This is a genomic window from Pseudomonas sp. SAR267, assembly GCF_052077595.1.
Taxonomy (GTDB): Bacteria; Pseudomonadota; Gammaproteobacteria; order Pseudomonadales; family Pseudomonadaceae; genus Aquipseudomonas; species Aquipseudomonas vlassakiae.
This window is the reverse complement of the sequence record NZ_JBQIHU010000001.1, coordinates 4,293,975-4,311,356: the sequence shown is the minus strand read 5'-3', so window position 1 is coordinate 4,311,356 and position 17,382 is coordinate 4,293,975. Positions and strand designations below refer to the sequence as shown.

At 63.6% G+C, this 17,382-nt stretch carries 17 protein-coding genes; 8 read left to right on the top strand and 9 right to left on the bottom strand.

The genetic code is table 11. The features are described from left to right. Positions 1–105 precede the first annotated feature (105 nt). Genes ACTORR_RS20290 through ACTORR_RS20275 form a run of 4 tightly spaced genes read left to right on the top strand, consistent with a single transcriptional unit; the run spans position 106 to position 4,288 of the window. On the top strand, positions 106–1,146 hold the full coding sequence (locus tag ACTORR_RS20290) for an ABC transporter ATP-binding protein (RefSeq protein WP_054886922.1): 1,041 nt from the start codon (positions 106–108) through the stop codon (positions 1,144–1,146). Between the two features lies 1 nt (position 1,147). After that, positions 1,148–2,050, top strand: a complete 903-nt coding sequence (locus ACTORR_RS20285; protein ID WP_054886923.1) for an ABC transporter permease — start codon at positions 1,148–1,150, stop codon at positions 2,048–2,050. Beyond that, entirely contained in the window at positions 2,040–2,846 is an 807-nt protein-coding gene (locus ACTORR_RS20280; RefSeq protein WP_054886924.1) for an ABC transporter permease, read from the top strand. Before ACTORR_RS20285 ends, ACTORR_RS20280 begins: the two co-directional genes overlap by 11 nt. A gap of 17 nt (positions 2,847–2,863) precedes the next feature. Next, positions 2,864–4,288 carry a gamma-aminobutyraldehyde dehydrogenase gene (locus ACTORR_RS20275; RefSeq protein ID WP_313365133.1) on the top strand — a complete coding sequence of 475 codons (1,425 nt, stop codon included), beginning with the start codon at positions 2,864–2,866 and terminating at the stop codon, positions 4,286–4,288. A 395-nt stretch (positions 4,289–4,683) separates the two neighbouring features. Here the strand turns inward: ACTORR_RS20275 and ACTORR_RS20270 are convergent, their stop codons facing one another. Continuing rightward, positions 4,684–5,790, bottom strand: a complete 1,107-nt coding sequence (locus ACTORR_RS20270; RefSeq protein ID WP_054887010.1) for an NADH:flavin oxidoreductase/NADH oxidase — start codon at positions 5,788–5,790, stop codon at positions 4,684–4,686. Positions 5,791–6,243: 453 nt separating this feature from the next. Here ACTORR_RS20270 and ACTORR_RS20265 point away from each other — a divergent pair, with 453 nt between their 5' ends. Further along, complete coding sequence (locus ACTORR_RS20265; protein WP_054887011.1) at positions 6,244–6,525, top strand: hypothetical protein; 282 nt, start codon at positions 6,244–6,246, stop codon at positions 6,523–6,525. 143 nt (positions 6,526–6,668) lie between these two features. Next, a complete protein-coding gene (locus ACTORR_RS20260; RefSeq protein ID WP_313365254.1) occupies positions 6,669–6,932 on the top strand; it encodes a DUF3077 domain-containing protein in 264 nt (87 codons plus the stop codon). Positions 6,933–7,057: 125 nt separating this feature from the next. Here the strand turns inward: ACTORR_RS20260 and recJ are convergent, their stop codons facing one another. Next, on the bottom strand, positions 7,058–8,767 hold the full coding sequence (gene recJ / locus ACTORR_RS20255; RefSeq protein WP_054887013.1) for a single-stranded-DNA-specific exonuclease RecJ: 1,710 nt from the start codon (positions 8,765–8,767) through the stop codon (positions 7,058–7,060). A 30-nt stretch (positions 8,768–8,797) separates the two neighbouring features. Beyond that, positions 8,798–9,340: a YaeQ family protein gene (locus tag ACTORR_RS20250; protein WP_054887014.1), complete on the bottom strand. Its 543-nt coding sequence runs from the start codon at positions 9,338–9,340 to the stop codon at positions 8,798–8,800. Between the two features lie 133 nt (positions 9,341–9,473). Between ACTORR_RS20250 and ACTORR_RS20245 the strand changes: the two genes are divergently transcribed. Together ACTORR_RS20245 and ACTORR_RS20240 are read left to right on the top strand one after the other, a co-directional pair. Further along, positions 9,474–10,673: a CaiB/BaiF CoA transferase family protein gene (locus tag ACTORR_RS20245; RefSeq protein ID WP_054887015.1), complete on the top strand. Its 1,200-nt coding sequence runs from the start codon at positions 9,474–9,476 to the stop codon at positions 10,671–10,673. A gap of 11 nt (positions 10,674–10,684) precedes the next feature. Further along, positions 10,685–11,542 carry a TIGR02285 family protein gene (locus ACTORR_RS20240; protein ID WP_262109371.1) on the top strand — a complete coding sequence of 286 codons (858 nt, stop codon included), beginning with the start codon at positions 10,685–10,687 and terminating at the stop codon, positions 11,540–11,542. Between the two features lie 138 nt (positions 11,543–11,680). Here ACTORR_RS20240 and ACTORR_RS20235 read toward each other — a convergent pair whose 3' ends face one another. The 6 genes from ACTORR_RS20235 to xerD all read right to left on the bottom strand — a co-directional run bounded on the left by ACTORR_RS20235 (position 11,681) and on the right by xerD (position 17,214). Then, positions 11,681–11,962 carry a DUF3509 domain-containing protein gene (locus ACTORR_RS20235; protein WP_313365253.1) on the bottom strand — a complete coding sequence of 94 codons (282 nt, stop codon included), beginning with the start codon at positions 11,960–11,962 and terminating at the stop codon, positions 11,681–11,683. Positions 11,963–12,039: 77 nt separating this feature from the next. Then, complete coding sequence (locus tag ACTORR_RS20230) at positions 12,040–12,429, bottom strand: histidine kinase (protein WP_262109369.1); 390 nt, start codon at positions 12,427–12,429, stop codon at positions 12,040–12,042. A gap of 128 nt (positions 12,430–12,557) precedes the next feature. Further along, positions 12,558–13,967, bottom strand: a complete 1,410-nt coding sequence (gene thrC, locus ACTORR_RS20225; RefSeq protein ID WP_027920098.1) for a threonine synthase — start codon at positions 13,965–13,967, stop codon at positions 12,558–12,560. Positions 13,968–14,016: 49 nt separating this feature from the next. After that, entirely contained in the window at positions 14,017–15,321 is a 1,305-nt protein-coding gene (locus ACTORR_RS20220; protein WP_099815331.1) for a homoserine dehydrogenase, read from the bottom strand. A gap of 82 nt (positions 15,322–15,403) precedes the next feature. Next, on the bottom strand, positions 15,404–16,162 hold the full coding sequence (locus tag ACTORR_RS20215) for a thioredoxin fold domain-containing protein (RefSeq protein ID WP_054887021.1): 759 nt from the start codon (positions 16,160–16,162) through the stop codon (positions 15,404–15,406). A 155-nt stretch (positions 16,163–16,317) separates the two neighbouring features. Then, complete coding sequence (gene xerD / locus ACTORR_RS20210) at positions 16,318–17,214, bottom strand: site-specific tyrosine recombinase XerD (RefSeq protein WP_054887022.1); 897 nt, start codon at positions 17,212–17,214, stop codon at positions 16,318–16,320. Positions 17,215–17,382 lie beyond the last annotated feature (168 nt).

The window sequence follows — 17,382 nt, the reverse complement described above, 5'->3', positions numbered from 1 at the left end:
TTCGCGGACACGCCCGCTCCCACAGGAACCGCGCCGTACCTGTGGGAGCGGACGCGCCGGCGAAGAGGCCAGTAGACGAGACAGAAATCGAACGGAGCCAAGGTAATGCCCCTAGCCGTCCAGTTCACCCAGGTTTCCCGCACCTTCGGCGAGGTCAAGGCCGTCGACCAGGTCAGCATCGACATCGATGACGGCGAATTTTTCTCGATGCTCGGCCCCTCCGGCTCGGGCAAGACCACCTGCCTGCGGCTGATCGCCGGCTTCGAACAACCCGACAGCGGGTCGATCCGCATCCATGGTGTCGAGGCCGCTGGCGTGCCACCCTACCAGCGCGACGTCAACACCGTGTTCCAGGACTACGCCCTGTTCCCGCACATGAACGTGCGCGACAACATCGCCTACGGCCTCAAGGTCAAGGGCGTGGCCAAGGGCGAGCGTCATGCCCGTGCCGAACAAGCGCTGGCCATGGTTGCCCTGGCCGGCTACGGCGAACGCAAACCGGCGCAACTCTCCGGCGGCCAGCGCCAGCGCGTTGCCCTGGCCCGCGCCCTGGTCAACCGGCCACGGGTACTGCTGCTCGATGAACCGCTGGGCGCGCTCGACCTGAAGCTGCGCGAACAGATGCAGGGCGAATTGAAGAAACTGCAGCGTCAGCTGGGCATCACCTTCATCTTCGTCACCCACGACCAGACCGAAGCACTGTCGATGTCGGACCGGGTGGCGGTGTTCAACCGCGGGCGCATCGAGCAGGTCGACACGCCGCGTAACCTGTACATGAAACCGGCGACCACCTTCGTCGCCGAATTCGTCGGCACCTCCAATGTCATACGGGGCGACCTCGCCGAACAGCTCAGTGGCAGTCGCTCACCGTTTTCCATTCGCCCGGAGCATATCCGCCTGGTGGAGCAGGCCGGCCAGGCGCATGACGTCCAGCTCAGTGGCCTGCTGCGCGATATCCAGTACCAGGGCAGCGCCACGCGCTATGAGGTGCAGCTGGACAACGGTCAGCTGCTGGCTGTGAGCCACGCCAACGACCGCTGGCAGGCGCTACCGCAGCCCTGGCAGGCCGGCCAGCAGGTGCAGGTGCGCTGGCCGCGCGAGGCGATGACCGCGCTGCAGGAAACTGTCCTGGCTGAGGCGCGCTGACATGCGCCATCTGTCCGACCTGCTGTACCGGCGCCCCAATCTCTACCTGGCACTGTTGCTGATCCCGCCGCTGACCTGGTTCGGCGCCATCTACCTGGGCTCGCTGCTAGGCCTGCTGTGGCAAGGGTTCTACACCTTCGACGACTTCACCATGGCGGTTACCCCTGAACTGACCCTGGGCAACTTCGCCGCGCTGTTCAACCCGTCGAACTTCGACATCATCCTGCGCACGCTGGCCATGGCCGTGGCGGTCTCGCTGGCCAGTGCGGTGCTGGCCTTCCCCATCGCCTACTACATGGCGCGCTACACCAGCGGCAAGACCAAGGCGTTCTTCTACATTGCGGTCATGATGCCGATGTGGGCCAGCTACATCGTCAAGACCTACGCCTGGACCCTGCTGCTGGCCAAGGGAGGAGTGGCCCAGTGGTTCATCCAGCAACTGCACCTGGGTGCGCTGCTGGAGGCCGTGCTGGCCGTACCCGGGGTTGGCGGCAGCACGTTGTCGACCTCGCACCTGGGGCGCTTCATGGTCTTCGTGTACATCTGGTTGCCGTTCATGATCCTGCCCATCCAGGCCTCGCTGGAGCGCCTGCCGCCCTCGTTGCTGCAGGCTTCGGCAGACCTTGGGGCCAGGCCCGGGCAAACGTTCCGGCAAGTGATCCTGCCGCTGTCGATCCCCGGCATCGCCGCCGGCTCGATCTTCACGTTCTCGCTGACGTTGGGCGACTTCATCGTGCCGCAGCTGGTCGGCCCACCGGGTTACTTCATCGGCAGCATGGTCTATGCCCAGCAAGGGGCGATCGGCAACATGCCGATGGCGGCAGCCTTCACCCTGGTGCCGATCGTGCTGATCGCGGTGTACCTGTCCATCGTCAAGCGGTTGGGGGCCTTCGATGCACTCTGAAAAAGCGTCTGTCGGCTTGCGCCTGGCGGCCTGGGGCGGGTTGCTGTTCTTGCACTTCCCGATCCTGATCATCTTCCTGTACGCCTTCAACACCGAGGATGCGGCGTTCAGCTTCCCGCCCAAGGGCTTCACCCTCAACTGGTTCAGCGTGGCCCTCGCCCGCCCCGACGTGCTCGATGCCATCAAGCTGTCACTGCAGGTGGCCTGCCTGGCCACGCTGATCGCGCTGGTGCTCGGCACCCTGGCCTCGGCGGCGCTGTACCGGCGCAGCTTCTTCGGCAAGGAGAGCATCTCGCTGATGCTGATCCTGCCCATCGCCCTGCCCGGGATCATCACGGGCATTGCCCTGCTCTCGGCATTCAAGAGCCTGGGTGTAGAACCCGGCGTGTTGACCATCGTCATAGGCCACGCCACGTTCTGCGTGGTGATCGTCTACAACAACGTGATCGCGCGCCTGCGGCGCACCTCGCAGAGCCTGATCGAGGCGTCCATGGACCTCGGTGCCGACGGCTGGCAGACCTTCCGCTACATCATCCTGCCCAACCTCGGCTCAGCCCTGCTGGCCGGGGGCATGCTGGCGTTCGCCCTGTCGTTCGACGAGATCATCGTCACCACCTTCACCGCCGGCCACGAGCGTACCTTGCCGATCTGGCTGCTCAACCAGCTCAGCCGCCCCCGCGACGTGCCGGTGACCAACGTGGTCGCCATGCTGGTGATGCTGGTGACCATGTTGCCGATCCTCGGCGCCTATTACCTGACCCGTGGCGGCGAAAGCGTCGCGGGCAGTGGCAAATGACCCTCAAGGAGTCCCTCATGCAAACCCGAATGCTGATCAACGGTAAGCTGGTCGCCGGCGAAGGCCCTGCCTGGACTGTACTCAATCCGGCCGAAGGCAGCGCCCTGGCGCAAATCAACGAAGCCACCGAGGCCCAGGTCGATACCGCCGTGCGCGCCGCCGACCAGGCTTTCGACAGCTGGTCCCAGACCAGCCCCAAGGAGCGCTCGCTGGTGCTGCTGGCGCTGGCCGACACCCTCGAAGCCCATGGCGATGAACTGGCCCGACTCGAGTCGCAGAACTGCGGCAAGCCGTTTACCGCGGCCCTGAATGATGAAATCCCGGCCATCGCCGACGTATTCCGCTATTTTGCCGGCGCCGCACGCTGCCTCGGCGGTTCGGCGGCGGGTGAATACCTGCCGGGCCATACCTCGATGATCCGCCGCGACCCGCTGGGCGTGGTGGCTTCGATTGCGCCGTGGAACTACCCGTTGATGATGCTGGCGTGGAAGGTCGCCCCGGCCTTGGCAGCGGGTAATACGGTAGTCATCAAACCCTCCGAGCTGACCCCGCTGACCGCCCTGCGCCTGGGCGAACTGGCCAAGGATCTGTTGCCGCCCGGTGTGCTCAACATCCTGTTCGGCCGTGGGCAGACGGTCGGCAACCCGCTGGTCACCCACCCCAAGGTGCGCATGGTCTCGCTGACCGGCTCCATTCCCACCGGCGCGCATATCATTGGCGCCACTGCCAGCAGTGTGAAACGCATGCATATGGAATTGGGCGGCAAGGCGCCGGTGCTGGTGTTCGATGATGCCGATATCGACGCAGCCATCGATGGCATCCGCACGTTCGGCTTCTACAACGCCGGCCAGGACTGCACGGCGGCCTGCCGCCTGTATGTGCAGGCGGGTATCTACGAGCGCTTCGTCGAGCGCCTGGGCAAGGCCGTTTCCAGCCTCAAGGCCGGCCTGCAGGACGCCGAGGACACCGAACTCGGCCCGCTGATCAGCGCCCAGCACCGCGACAAGGTGGCCGGCCTGGTCCAGCGGGCCATCGCCCAGCCGCATATCCGCCTGGTGACGGGCGGCAAGGTGATTGCGGGGGATGGCTTCTTCTTCGAACCGACCGTACTGGCCGACGCCTTGCAGGATGACGAGATTGTGCGCAACGAGGTGTTTGGCCCGGTGGTCTCGGTGACCCGCTTCAGCACCGAAGAGCAGGCGCTGGAATGGGCCAACGACTCCGATTACGGCCTGGCATCATCGGTGTGGACCCGCGACACCGGCCGCGCCCACCGCCTGGCGGCGCGCTTGCAGTATGGCTGCACCTGGGTCAACACCCACTTCATGCTGGTCAGTGAAATGCCCCATGGGGGACAGAAGCATTCGGGGTATGGCAAGGACATGTCGATGTATGGGCTGGAGGATTACACCTGTGTGCGGCATGTGATGATCAAGCATTGAACGTAATGCCTGGATTGAGGCGGGACCTCAATCCAGGAGCTTTCCTACATTGCGTTAAGCCCATCTCTTGCTTTCGTTATCTTGTGATCATCGAAAACCTACGATCTGGAAGCCAGAAGGCATGGAATATCTGGGACACAAGGCAGTAGTGAAATACAGCAAAGAGGGTCGGAGGTAAAACACAACCTCCGAAATCAACGCGACCACTGTGGGAGCGGCTTTAGCCGCGAACACCGGCAAAGCCGGTGCCAGCCACCGCGTTGCCTGCTTCGCGGCTAAAGCCGCTCCCACAGGAATCGCGGCGCGCCCTGGCGGACATTAGTTTCCTGTGCGACAGCGCAGCCTGCAGAGCTGGGTAATCTCCCACAGGAACCGCACTGAGTCGGCGGCCTTAATCAATCCCGCAAATCGGACTCGTGAATCGGGTTGGCGCGGCTGGTCGCACGTTGGTACTGCGCCGGCCAGGTGGCTTTATTACCCCCCAGATCATCATCGGCATGCAACGGCCAGTAAGGATCGCGCAGCAGCTCACGGGCCAGGAAGATCACGTCAGCCTGCCCGGTGCGCAGAATGTGCTCGGCCTGAGCCGGTTCGGTGATCATGCCGACAGTGCCGGTGGCGATCTCCGCTTCCTTGCGCACGCGCTCGGCGAAACGGGTTTGGTAACCGGGGCCAGTGGGGATTTCGGCGTTGACCGAGGTACCGCCGGAGGACACATCGATCAGGTCGACACCCAACACTCGCAGGCGACGAGCCAGTTCGACGGTTTCATCCGGGTTCCAGCCGTCCTCTACCCAGTCGGTCGCCGATACCCGCACGAACAGCGGCAATTCCGCCGGCCAGACCTCGCGCACCGCTTTCACCACCTCCAGGGTCAGGCGAATGCGGTTTTCGAAACAACTGCCGTAATCATCGCGGCGCTGGTTGCTCAGCGGCGAGAGGAACTGGTGCAGCAGATAACCATGGGCGGCGTGGATTTCGACCACTTTGAAACCGGCCTTGAGCGCCCGCTCGGTCGAGGCGACGAAGGCATTGATCACATCCTGGATCTCGTCCTTGCTCAACTCGCGAGGCGGTGTGTGTTGCGGGTCAAAGGCAATCTTCGACGGCCCCACGGGCTGCCAGCCGCCGTCTTCGAGCTTCACACTGCCCTGCTTGCCCAGCCAGGGCCGATAGGTACTGGCCTTGCGCCCGGCGTGTGCCAGCTGGATGCCGGGGACGGCGCCCTGAGCGGTGATGAAACGGGTGATGCGCTGCAACGGGACGATCTGGGCGTCGTTCCAAAGGCCGAGGTCTTCGGCTGTGATGCGGCCATCGGCAGTCACCGCGACGGCTTCGCTGATGACCAGGCCAGCGCCACCCACGGCGCGGCTGCCCAAGTGAACGAGATGCCAATCGTTGGCCAGGCCATCGATGGCGGAATACTGGCACATCGGCGAAACCGCGATGCGGTTGGGCAGCGTCAGCTGACGCAGGGTGTAAGGCTCGAGCAGCAGGCTCATGAGGGCACCTCCCAAGGACTCCAATGGTGATCCGGCCCGGACACTCAAGTGCACATCCCTGGCCCGGTGCCGGTCATTAATCAGACTAGACCAGATTGATGGGGGAGAAGGTTCACCGGGATTGCTTATTGGTCCGACGCATGCATCAGATACTTCCTACACATATGAACTAGCGGTGCCTGATTAAGGAAAATATCCTACAAGCCCTGTCGACTCGCGTCTGATTGTCCCTGGAAACACCGCCCTTTAGGCTTTTTCGGGTCGCTGATGTTTAGCGTCCGGGGGTGGAATCCTGGTCAATTACTGAGTTGCTGCCGTCATGGCAGTTGTGCGCGGGAGGCCGCAAAGCCTACCGGGTTTACTCGTAGCCTGGATTCCACACCGCGTACAACTGCCACCCTTCGTGTGGAATCGGAGAGGTTGGCCAATCGGTAACCCTACGAGTCGGTTCATATGAAAAAAATAGTCCCCGATCCACCCCGTCATTTCGACCTTCCCTCCGGCGAGACCCTCACCCATGCCATCAGCGAGGGCATCGTGCCCATCGACCACGTGGTGATGAACGTAACCCACTACCTGATGCTTGCCTATAACCATTGCCACCGAACCCTCGACGCCATTGAAGATGACCGCACCCGGGAATCGTTGGTGAACGGGCTGCGTGCGATGCAGATTGCCTGGGGCCAGGCGGATGCGCTGTCGCTGGCTCTGGAGCGGAGTACCGGCCTGCATTGAAGTTGGGTTTGCTGGCCTCTTCGCGGGCATGCCCGCTCCCACAGGTTGATCACAGGCATCGAGACTTGTGCAGTACCTGTGGGAGCGGGCGCGCCCGCGAAGAGGCCATGACAGGCAATCAAGAAATTTCAGGAGAGGAATCGATGAGCACAGACGACACCCAATTCACTGTCGGCAAAACCACCTTATTCCAAGGCGAACACCAGACCCATCCCCTGTTCCGCATCGAGCCAGGCATTCCCTGCCGGGATGCCCGCGAGCAGGCCTCGGAGTTGATGGGCTATGTAAGAGAGCTGACCATCATTGGCCTGATGGATGAAAAACCGATGATGATCTGGGCATCCCATTACCTGAGTGCCATGGCCAAGGCTCTCCTGGATGATGCCGAGTTAGGGATGGCACGTTAACTAACGTGTCAGGGCGGCTAGGTGTACGCCGAAAGGGTTGCGGCGCCTATGAGATCGAGCGCCGCGCGGGCGGCGCTCGATATGTGCCCCACCGCAAAAACCAAGGCAGGCACCTGGCGATAGACTCAGCGCGGCTCCATATGCGCAATCATCAACTGCACACTCTCATTCCCACGAAACTCGTTCACATCCAGCTTGTACGCCAGCTCCACCCAACGCACCGTCGGGTTCGGCCACACATCGCGGTCAATACCAAAGGCAATGCCATCCAGCCGCACCGATCCGCACTCGCTCTTGAGCACCACCTTCAAGTGCCGCTCACCGACCACACGCTGCTCCACCAACTGGAACACCCCATGGAACAGCGGCTCGGGGAAGTGCTGCCCCCAAGGCCCGGCATTGCGCAGGGCCTTGGCCAGGTCCAGGTGGAATTCCTCCACCGCCAGGCTGCCGTCCGAGAGCAAACGACCGGTCAGGTCCTCTTCACGCAACTGGCGCCGGACTTCTTCATCGAAGGCTTCGGCAAACGCCGGGAAGTTGCTTTCCGGCAGGGACAACCCCGCCGCCATGGCATGCCCGCCGAACTTGCTGATCAACTGCGGATGACGCGCTGCCACCGCATCCAGCGCGTCGCGAATGTGGAAGCCCGGCACCGAACGCGCCGAGCCCTTGAGCATGCCGTCGCCAGCATCGGCGAAGGCGATGGTCGGCCGGTGGTAACGCTCTTTCAGGCGCGAGGCGAGAATCCCGATCACGCCTTGGTGCCAATCGGCATCGAACAGGCACAAGCCATAAGGCATGGACTCGACCGGCAAATCCTTGAGCTGGGCCAAGGCCTCGCGCTGCATGCCCTGCTCGATCGACTTGCGGTCCTGGTTCAGGTCATCCAGCTGCTGGGCCATGTCCTGGGCCAGGGCTGCGTCTTCGCACAGCAGGCATTCGATGCCCAGGCTCATGTCGTCCAGGCGCCCGGCAGCATTGAGCCGTGGGCCGAGGATAAAGCCAAGGTCGGTGGAAGTGATGCGCCGGTGGTCGCGCCGTGCCACCTCCAGGATGGCCTTCAGGCCAGGCCGCGCGCGGCCGGCGCGAATGCGCTCCAGGCCCTGGTGGACGAGGATGCGGTTGTTGGCATCCAGCGGCACTACGTCGGCCACACTGCCCAGGGCGACCAGGTCGAGCAGCTCGCCGATGTTCGGCTGCGGCTGCGTTTCGTAACGCCCCATACTGCGCAACCGGGCGCGCAAGGCCATGAGCACGTAGAAGATCACCCCGACGCCGGCCAGCGACTTGCTCGGGAAGTCGCAGCCAGGCTGGTTCGGGTTGACGATGGCATCGGCATCCGGCAACTGCTGGCCCGGCAGGTGGTGGTCGGTGACCAGCACCTTGAGCCCGGCCGCCTTGGCAGCCGCAACACCCTCGACGCTGGAGATACCGTTGTCGACGGTCACCAACAGGTCCGGCTGACGCTCGAGCGCGACCTTGACGATCTCCGGGGTCAGGCCGTAGCCGTATTCGAAACGGTTGGGCACCAGGTAGTCGACGTGGGCCGCGCCCAGCAGACGCAGGCCAAGCACGCCGACGGTGCTGGCAGTGGCGCCGTCGGCGTCGAAGTCACCAACGATGAGGATACGCTGGCGCTGGTCGAGGGCTTCGACCAGCAGGTCCACCGCGGCCTCGATGCCCTTGAGCTGCTGATACGGCACCAGCCGCGCCAGGCTCTTGTCCAGTTCGGCCTCGGACTGCACGCCACGGGCGGCGTACAGGCGAGTCAGCAGGGGTGGCAGATTACCCAGCAATGGCAGGGTCGGGGGCAGCGGGCGGGGTTCGATACGCATGGTGTCTTCGGCAGTCAGGTGTCAGTCGGTTCAGCCACGCTCACCGAGCAGCCATTGCAGTTGCACTTCGTGCTGGCCACGGTCATCGGTGACGAACACCGTGCCTTCGCTGATCATCACATCCCATTTGATGGTGCGCGGCATGTCGGTGGCCAGGACTTCCAGCACTTCCTGCGGCACGGCGGCAATGCTCAGGTTCTTCAGGCCCTTGACTGCCCCCACCACCTTGCCTTCCCACACCCGCAGGCTGCCGTAGGCCAGCAGGCTGGTGCGTTCGGTACGGCGTGAGCACCAGGTCAGGCGGTCGGCATCCGGCTGGCCGACTTCGATCCAGTGCAGGATGCGGTCATCCAGGCTCTTTTCCCACAGCGCCGCTTCATCGACATCGGACAGGCCACGGCCGAACGACAGGTTCTCGTTGTACCACAGCGCATAGGCCAGCAGGCGCACGGCCATGCGCTCTTCGGTTTCCGAAGGGTGACGGGCAATGGTCTGGCGGACGTTTTCATATACGCCGCGATCGAGGTCGGTCAGATTCAGTTCGAATTTGTAGGTGGTGGACGGCTGGGCCATGGTCGAATGGGCTTCGTGCGTAAAGAAAAGGCCGCTAGTCTAACCGATCCTGCCTGCGCTTGCGCCGGGGCAGTATCGGCCGCTTCGGACCTATGCTAAAACCACGGCTCTGACCAGTTGCCACGGATGCCTAATGTCTACGCCCAGCAAACCCCTCGCCGGCTTGAAAGTCATCGAACTCGGCACCCTGATCGCCGGGCCGTTCGCCTCGCGGATCTGCGCCGAATTCGGCGCTGAAGTGATCAAGGTAGAGTCGCCGGACGGCGGCGACCCGCTGCGCAAGTGGCGCAAGCTGTACGAGGGCACATCACTGTGGTGGTTCGTGCAGGCGCGCAACAAACAGTCGCTGACGCTCAACCTCAAGCACCCCGAAGGCCGGGAGGTGCTCAAGCGCCTGCTCGGCGAGGCCGACATCCTGATCGAGAATTTCCGCCCAGGCGTGCTGGAGAAACTTGGCCTGGGCTGGGACGTGCTGCACGCCCTCAACCCGCGCCTGGTCATGGTGCGCCTGTCCGGCTTCGGCCAGACCGGGCCGATGAAGGATCAGCCGGGCTTCGGTGCGGTCGGTGAATCGATGGGCGGGTTGCGCTACATCACCGGCTTCGACGACCGCCCGCCCGTACGCACCGGGATCTCCATCGGTGATTCGATCGCTGCGCTGTGGGGCGTGATTGGCGCGCTGATGGCGCTGCGTCATCGCGAAGTCAATGGCGGCCAGGGCCAGGTGGTGGACGTGGCCCTGTACGAAGCGATCTTCGCCATGATGGAAAGCATGGTGCCGGAGTTCGACGTGTTCGGCTTCATCCGCGAGCGTACCGGCAACATCATGCCCGGCATCACGCCCTCTTCCATCCACACCAGCGCCGACGGCAAGCATGTGCAGATCGGCGCCAACGGTGACGCCATCTTCAAGCGCTTCATGCAGGCCATAGGCCGTGCCGACCTGGCCGACGACCCGAGCCTGGCCAGCAACGACGGCCGCGATGCCCGGCGCGACGAGCTGTACGGGGTGATCGACCGCTGGGCCAACAGCCTGCCGCTGGACCAGCTGATGCAGGTGCTCAACGACGCGCAAGTGCCGGCCAGCCGGATCTACTCGGCCGAGGACATGTTCAGCGACCCGCAGTACCTGGCCCGCGAGATGTTCCTGCAGGCGCGCCTGCCAGACGGAAAGCCGTTCAAGATGCCGGGTATCGTGCCCAAGCTTTCGGATACCCCGGGCTCTGCCGAATGGGTAGGTCCGACGTTGGGTGAACACACCGATAGCGTGCTGGCTGGCCTGGGCTACGACCAGGCGGCGATCGCCAGCCTGCGCCAGGCGGGCACGGTCTGAAGCGGCTGCCGATGCGTTCGCCAGCCCTGTTTTGCGCGCTGCTGCTTGCCCTGCTGGTAACGCCGGCACACGCCAAGGAACGCCTGCTGTGGCTGGTGCGCGACCTGCCGCCCTTCACCGTGTTCGAAGGCACGGAGAAAGGCCAGGGGGTTATCGACCAGATGCTGCCGCTGCTGATCGAGCAGATGCCCGAATACGAGCACAGCATCATCCGGGTAAACCGTGCGCGTGGGCTCCAGATGCTCCAGGACCCGTCCAGCTTCACCTGCGACCCGACGCTGCTGTGGACTGCAGAGCGGGCGAAGTTCGTGCACTTCTCGCAACCTATGCTTGGCGTGCTGAGTAGCGGCGTGGTGGTGCGCAAGAGTGGGCAGTCGCTGCTGGCACCCTACCTTGATGGCCAGCAGGTCGACCTCAAGGGCTTGCTCGGCAATACCTCGCTGAAGCTGGGCATCGTCGCCGAGCGCAGCTACAGCAGCCAGGTCGACGAAATCCTGCGACAGCTGCCCGACTCGGCGTTCAGCCGCCACTACGGCAACGATGCCACCGCCAACCTGTTGCAGATGCAACAGCTCGGGCGCCTGCAACTGGTGCTGGGCTACTGGCCTGAGTTGCGCTACCTGATTCAGCAACAAGGCGGCTCGCCGGCGGACTATCAGTTCCATCCGATCCAGGGTGTGACCCGCTATCAGGTTCTGCATGTAGGCTGCTCGGACACGCCACTGGGGCGCACCGCCATAAGCCACATCAACCAGTTGCTACCGGCCCTGCGCATGAATACCCTGCCCGCCCTGTACGCACACTGGCTCGACCCGGAGCTGCGCGCAGCCTATCTGGAAGAGAGCAAGCACTTTTTCGAAAGCCACTGAAAAACAGGCAAAAAGAAACCCCGGACGCTGGGGTGGACGCCCGGGGCCAATCGAAAGTCCTGATGGACTTTCCACGACAACCCGCCAGTGCCGGAGCTGTGCACTGGCCGGCTGCCCTTGATGTTTAGGATAACCCCTTCAGGCAAAGGTTCCCTGTGGCTGCTGGCGCTGTTGCAAGGCCGCGATCACACAAGGCTGCAAGCGCCCCTCGACAATCTGCAAGTCGCGGTGCAAGCCGTCTACCAGATCAATCAGCAGGCTTTGCTCCTGCAGTTGGCGTTGGCTGACGGTGCGCCGCAAGGCCGTGCCGCCGAGGCTGTTGTACACGGTCAATTGACGGTTGCCGTTGGCATCCGTGACACCCAGCATGGCCTGGTACGGCGTTAGTGCGTCGTTGAGCAGTCTGCAGATTCTTTCCATCCGGATCACTCGCATGTAATGGGACATGAAGGAACTGACCAGCACGCGTGGCGAAAAGTTCGTTGCCCCCGGCTGTTTCAGTGAGGATGCGCGGGCGACGTGACAGTTTGAATACGTTGCAGGGCCTGTTGCCAGCGCCCGACCGGCAGCGGCCAAGGGAGGTCAGCGAGGACCCACAGGCCCTGGCGTCGGGCTTCATGGGCGAGGTTCGGGGAACCTGCGTTGGCATGCCCGACAAACAGCACGGCACGAGTGCGACAGGCCCGTTCGAGCAAGGCCAGGCCATCGGTCACCGCATGCTCGAGAATAAGCAGGTCAGCGCGCGGTGGACGGGCCAGGCAACTGTCGAGGTCGGCCAGGTCGTGGGTGACGCGCACATTGAACAGGCCCATGGCGTTGCAGGCCTGGTGCAGGAGGATCTTGTGGGATGGGCGTGCCGGGTGAATCAACACGAAGGGCTGTCGCATGTGCCGCTCCTAGGGAAGGACCGGCCACTCTAGGCAAGGCTTTCAAAGCCTTACATAGGACAATTCTGCAAAAGGGGTAGGAAGTTTTTGAAATCCGGGGCTGCATTGCAGCCCCGAAAACCGTGCGATTACAAAGGCTTGCCGCGATTACCATGCTGGCTGACAAAGGCTTGAACAGCCTTCAGGTCATTGGCCAGGACGGTGCAGCGCTCTTCACGGCTGAACAGGTCGCTCAGGTGCGCCGGCAACTCCAGCGCCTTGCCAACACCGGCCTTCTCCACCGCCTCAGGGAACTTGACCGGGTGGGCGGTGCCCAGCACCACCATCGGCGTGTCCAGGCTGCGGCGGCACTCGCGGGCGGCCTTGACGCCGATCGCGGTGTGCGGGTCGAGCACCTCACCCGTGGCGGCAAACACCTCGGCGATGGTCTCGCAGGTCTGCTCGTCGCTGACTGCCAGCGAATCGAACAGCTTGCGTGCCTCGGTCCAGCGGTCCTGCTCGACGCTGAAGCCGCCGCCCTGCTTGAAGGTCGCCATCAGCTCGGCCAGCGCGGCGCCGTTGCGACCGTGCAGGTCGAACAGCAGGCGCTCGAAGTTGGACGACACCATGATGTCCATCGACGGCGACAAGGTCGCGTGCAGGGTTTCCTTGACGTACTGGTTGCCGCTCATGAAGCGGTGCAGGATGTCGTTGCGGTTGGTGGCGACGATCAGCTGGCTGACCGGCAGGCCCATGTTGCGCGCCAGATAACCGGCGAAGATATCGCCGAAGTTGCCGGTCGGCACCGAGAATGCCACCGAACGGGCCGGGCCGCCCAGCTGCAGGGCCGCATGGAAGTAATAGACGATCTGGGCCATGATCCGCGCCCAGTTGATCGAGTTGACCGCGACCAGGCGGGTGCCCTTGAGGAACGACTGGTCGGCGAAGCTGGCCTTGACCATTTCCTGGCAGTCGTCGAAGTTGCCTTCGATGGCGATGTTGTGGACGTTGTCGCCGAACAGGGTGGTCATCTGCCGACGCTGCACTTCCGACACACGCTGGTGCGGGTGCAGGATGAAGATGTCGACATTTTCGCAGCTGCGGCAGCCTTCGATGGCGGCCGAACCGGTGTCACCGCTGGTGGCGCCGATGATCACCACACGCTCGTTGCGCTTGGCCAGCACGTGGTCGAGCAGGCGACCGAGCAGTTGCAGGGCGAAGTCCTTGAAGGCCAGGGTCGGACCATGGAACAGCTCCAGGACCCACTCGTTGCTGTTCAGTTGACGCAGCGGGGCAACCGCAGCGTGGGCGAACTCGCCGTAGGTTTCTTCGAGGATCTTCTTGAAGTCGGCGTCGGCGATGCTGCCTTCGACGAACGGGCGCATCACCCGGAAGGCCAGCTCGTGATACGGCAGGCCGGCCCAGGAGGCGATTTCTTCCTGGGTGAAGCGAGGCAGGTTCTCAGGGACGTAAAGGCCGCCGTCGCTGGCCAGGCCAGCCAGCAGCACGTCTTCGAAATTCAGGGCCGGAGCCTGGCCGCGGGTACTGATATAGCGCATGGGTGCAAACCTTCGATGCTAGGGCCGCCCGAGCGGCCCGATTGGCAGATTAATTCAGCTGTTCGACGCGAATGCGTACAACCTTGCCGACCACGTCCTGCAGGGCTTCCAGCGCGACGATGGCGTCGTTGATGCGCTGCTCGACCACACCGTGGGTCAGCAGGATCATCGGCACCAGGCCGTCCTGCTCCTCGGCTTCCTTCTGCATGATCGACTCGATGTTGATGCCGCGCTCCGAGAGGATGCTCGCCACCTGGGCCAGCACGCCCGGATGGTCCTTGGCCTGGATGCGCAGGTAGTAGGCGCTTTCGCAGGCTTCGATCGGCAGGATCGGATGGGCCGACAACGAGTCTGGCTGGAAGGCCAGGTGCGGCACGCGGTTTTCCGGGTCGGAGGTCATGGCACGGACCACGTCGACCAGGTCACCTACCACCGACGACGCTGTTGGCTCCATGCCGGCGCCAGCGCCGTAGTACAGGGTCGAACCGGCGGCGTCGCCGTTGACCATGACTGCGTTCATCACGCCATTGACGTTGGCGATCAGGCGGTCGGCCGGGATCAGCGTCGGGTGCACGCGCAGCTCGATGCCTTCGGCGGTGCGACGGGCCACGCCCAGGTGCTTGATGCGGTAGCCCAGCGCTTCGGCGTAGTTCACGTCAGCGGTGGTCAGCTGGGTGATGCCTTCGGTGTAGGCCTTGTCGAACTGCAGCGGGATGCCAAAGGCGATGGACGCCAGGATGGTCAGCTTGTGCGCGGCATCGATGCCTTCGACGTCGAAGGTCGGGTCGGCTTCGGCATAGCCCAGCGCCTGGGCTTCGGCCAGCACGTCGGGGAAGGCGCGGCCTTTTTCACGCATTTCGGTGAGGATGAAGTTGCCGGTGCCGTTGATGATGCCGGCCAGCCAGTTGATGCGGTTGGCCGACAGACCTTCGCGGATCGCCTTGATCACCGGGATACCACCGGCCACTGCGGCTTCGAAGGCAACGATAACCCCCTTCTCGCGCGCCTTGGCAAAGATCTCGTTACCGTGCACGGCGATCAGCGCCTTGTTGGCGGTCACCACGTGCTTGCCATTCTCGATGGCCTTGAGCACCAGGTCACGCGCCACGGTGTAGCCACCGATCAGCTCGATGACAATGTCGATCTCCGGGTTGCTCGCAACGTCGAACACATCAGCGGTAATGGGGGTACCGGTAATCTGGCAGTTCGGGTTCTGCGAGCGCATGGCAATCTGTGCCACTTCAATACCGCGCCCGGCACGGCGGGCAATCTCCTCGGCGTTGCGCTGAAGTACATTGAAGGTTCCGCCACCGACGGTCCCCAACCCACAGATGCCTACTTTGACCGGTTTCACTGTGAACTCCCCATTGAACGGCCGGCGCCTTCACCGACCGTGAAACATGCCGTCACCCCATGACGACGGCGTATTGAATTGATTACTTGGCGGCCTGCTGCTGGCCATCCAGGGCCAGTTTGGCCACCTGCGGTGCGGGCTGGTAGCCCGGGATCACATGGCCGTTCTCGAGCACGATGGCCGGCGTGCCGTTGACGCCGATCTGCTGGCCCAGCTGGAACTGCTTGCTGACCGGGTTGGCGCACTTGGCGGCCTTGATTTCCTTGCCTTCGACCATCTTGTCCATCGCCGCGCGGCGATCGCTGGAGCACCAGACTGCCTGCAGCTGCTCGTCACCAGGCGAGCCGAGGCCCTGGCGCGGGAAGGCGACATAGCGCACTTCGATACCGCGGCGGTTGAGCTCGGGCACTTCGGCGTGCAGCTTGTGGCAATACGGGCAGGTGGTGTCGGTGAAGACGGTGATGTGCGACTTGGTCTCGCCCTTGGCAGGATAGACAACGGTCTCGGCGGCCGGAATGCCGTTGATGAGCTTGGCGACGCCCTGACGCTCGGTTTTCTCGGTCAGGTTGACCGGCTTGCCGTCCTGCAACTGGTACAGGTAGCCCTGCATGACGTACTGGCCGTCGGCGCTGGCATACAGCACACGGCCGCCCTGCAGCTTGACTTCATAGAGGCCATTGAGCGGGCTGCTGCCGACGCTTTCCACCGGTACTTCGAGTTCGAGGTTCTGCAACGACTTGCGGATAGCCTGCTCGGCGCTGGCATTGCTGTCAGCCGCGGCAACGGCAAAGGTACTGGCCAGCGCCAACACGGCGGCGGCGAAAATATGGGTCACGCGCATGGGGAACTCCTGGAGGCGGACAGGGGCCGGAGGGCGTCACCTGCAAAAAAAAATGCGGCGACCGTGCGGCCCTTGATGCAAACCGCCCAAGCCTACCACATCGCGCTGCGGATGAAGGGGCCTGCAAGGACCGGTCGGCGGAACATGAAAAACATTCATCCACGCGGATGGTGCTGGGCGTGCAACTGCTGCAGCCGCGCCTTGGCTACATGGGTATAGATTTGCGTGGTGGAGAGGTCGCTGTGGCCCAGCAGCATCTGCACCACACGCAGGTCGGCACCGTGGTTGAGCAGGTGGGTGGCGAAAGCATGGCGCAGGGTATGCGGCGACAGCGGCTTGTCGATGCAGGCCACCCGCGCCTGGTGCTTGATGCGGTGCCAGAAAGTCTGGCGAGTCATCTGCTCGCCGCGCTGACTGGGGAACAGTACGTCGCTGGGGCGGCCGTTCAGCAGTTCGGCGCGGCCATCACGCAGGTAGCGCTCCAGCCAGACCACCGCCTCCTCGCCCATTGGCACCAGGCGTTCCTTGCTGCCCTTGCCCATAACCCGCAGCACACCCTGGCGCAGGTTGACCTGGTCGAGGGTCAGGCTGACCAGTTCGCTAACGCGCAGGCCGCAGGCGTAAAGGACTTCGAGCATGGCGCGGTCGCGTTGACCGATGGCTTCGCCCAGGTCCGGGGCCTGCAGCAGGGCTTCGACGTCGGCTTCCGACAGTGATTTGGGCAAGGGCCGACCAAGTTGCGGCATGTCGACCTGCAGGGTCGGGTCGACGGCGACCAGCTTTTCCCGCAACAGGTAGCGGAAGAAGCCCCGCAGCCCGGAGAGAAAGCGCGCAGTGGAGCGAGGTTTGTAACCTTGGTCCAGGCGCCAGGCCAAGTGATCAAGGATCAGTTCGCGGCCGGCGTCGGGCAGCGCTACCGAATGCGCCTGGAGCCAGCCGTTGAACAGGGCAAGGTCGCTGCGGTAGGAGGTGCGGGTGTTGTCGGACAGGCCTTTTTCGAGCCACAGGGCGTCGAGGAACTGGTCGATCAGGGGGTGGTCTAGGGCGGGCATGCAGGGCTGCTGGGTGTTGAAGTTGGGCCTAGTGTTTCACAGCAGCTCATAGGTTGTCTGTACCGGCCCTTTCGCGGGCAAGCCCGCTCCCACAGGGTTCTCCACAGAATTTGAACACTGCGCTGTACCTGTGCGGGCTTGCCCGCGAAAGGGCCGGTACAGGAAAGC

Coding starts and splice junctions, on each gene's coding strand:
- ACTORR_RS20290 (WP_054886922.1), top strand. CDS start 106: ATGCCCCTAGCCGTCCAGTTCACCCAGGTTTCCCGCACCTTCGGCGAG.
- ACTORR_RS20285 (WP_054886923.1), top strand. CDS start 1,148: ATGCGCCATCTGTCCGACCTGCTGTACCGGCGCCCCAATCTCTACCTG.
- ACTORR_RS20280 (WP_054886924.1), top strand. CDS start 2,040: ATGCACTCTGAAAAAGCGTCTGTCGGCTTGCGCCTGGCGGCCTGGGGC.
- ACTORR_RS20275 (WP_313365133.1), top strand. CDS start 2,864: ATGCAAACCCGAATGCTGATCAACGGTAAGCTGGTCGCCGGCGAAGGC.
- ACTORR_RS20270 (WP_054887010.1), bottom strand. CDS start 5,790: ATGAGCCTGCTGCTCGAGCCTTACACCCTGCGTCAGCTGACGCTGCCC.
- ACTORR_RS20265 (WP_054887011.1), top strand. CDS start 6,244: ATGAAAAAAATAGTCCCCGATCCACCCCGTCATTTCGACCTTCCCTCC.
- ACTORR_RS20260 (WP_313365254.1), top strand. CDS start 6,669: ATGAGCACAGACGACACCCAATTCACTGTCGGCAAAACCACCTTATTC.
- recJ (WP_054887013.1), bottom strand. CDS start 8,767: ATGCGTATCGAACCCCGCCCGCTGCCCCCGACCCTGCCATTGCTGGGT.
- ACTORR_RS20250 (WP_054887014.1), bottom strand. CDS start 9,340: ATGGCCCAGCCGTCCACCACCTACAAATTCGAACTGAATCTGACCGAC.
- ACTORR_RS20245 (WP_054887015.1), top strand. CDS start 9,474: ATGTCTACGCCCAGCAAACCCCTCGCCGGCTTGAAAGTCATCGAACTC.
- ACTORR_RS20240 (WP_262109371.1), top strand. CDS start 10,685: ATGCGTTCGCCAGCCCTGTTTTGCGCGCTGCTGCTTGCCCTGCTGGTA.
- ACTORR_RS20235 (WP_313365253.1), bottom strand. CDS start 11,962: ATGGAAAGAATCTGCAGACTGCTCAACGACGCACTAACGCCGTACCAG.
- ACTORR_RS20230 (WP_262109369.1), bottom strand. CDS start 12,429: ATGCGACAGCCCTTCGTGTTGATTCACCCGGCACGCCCATCCCACAAG.
- thrC (WP_027920098.1), bottom strand. CDS start 13,967: ATGCGCTATATCAGTACCCGCGGCCAGGCTCCGGCCCTGAATTTCGAA.
- ACTORR_RS20215 (WP_054887021.1), bottom strand. CDS start 16,162: ATGCGCGTGACCCATATTTTCGCCGCCGCCGTGTTGGCGCTGGCCAGT.
- xerD (WP_054887022.1), bottom strand. CDS start 17,214: ATGCCCGCCCTAGACCACCCCCTGATCGACCAGTTCCTCGACGCCCTG.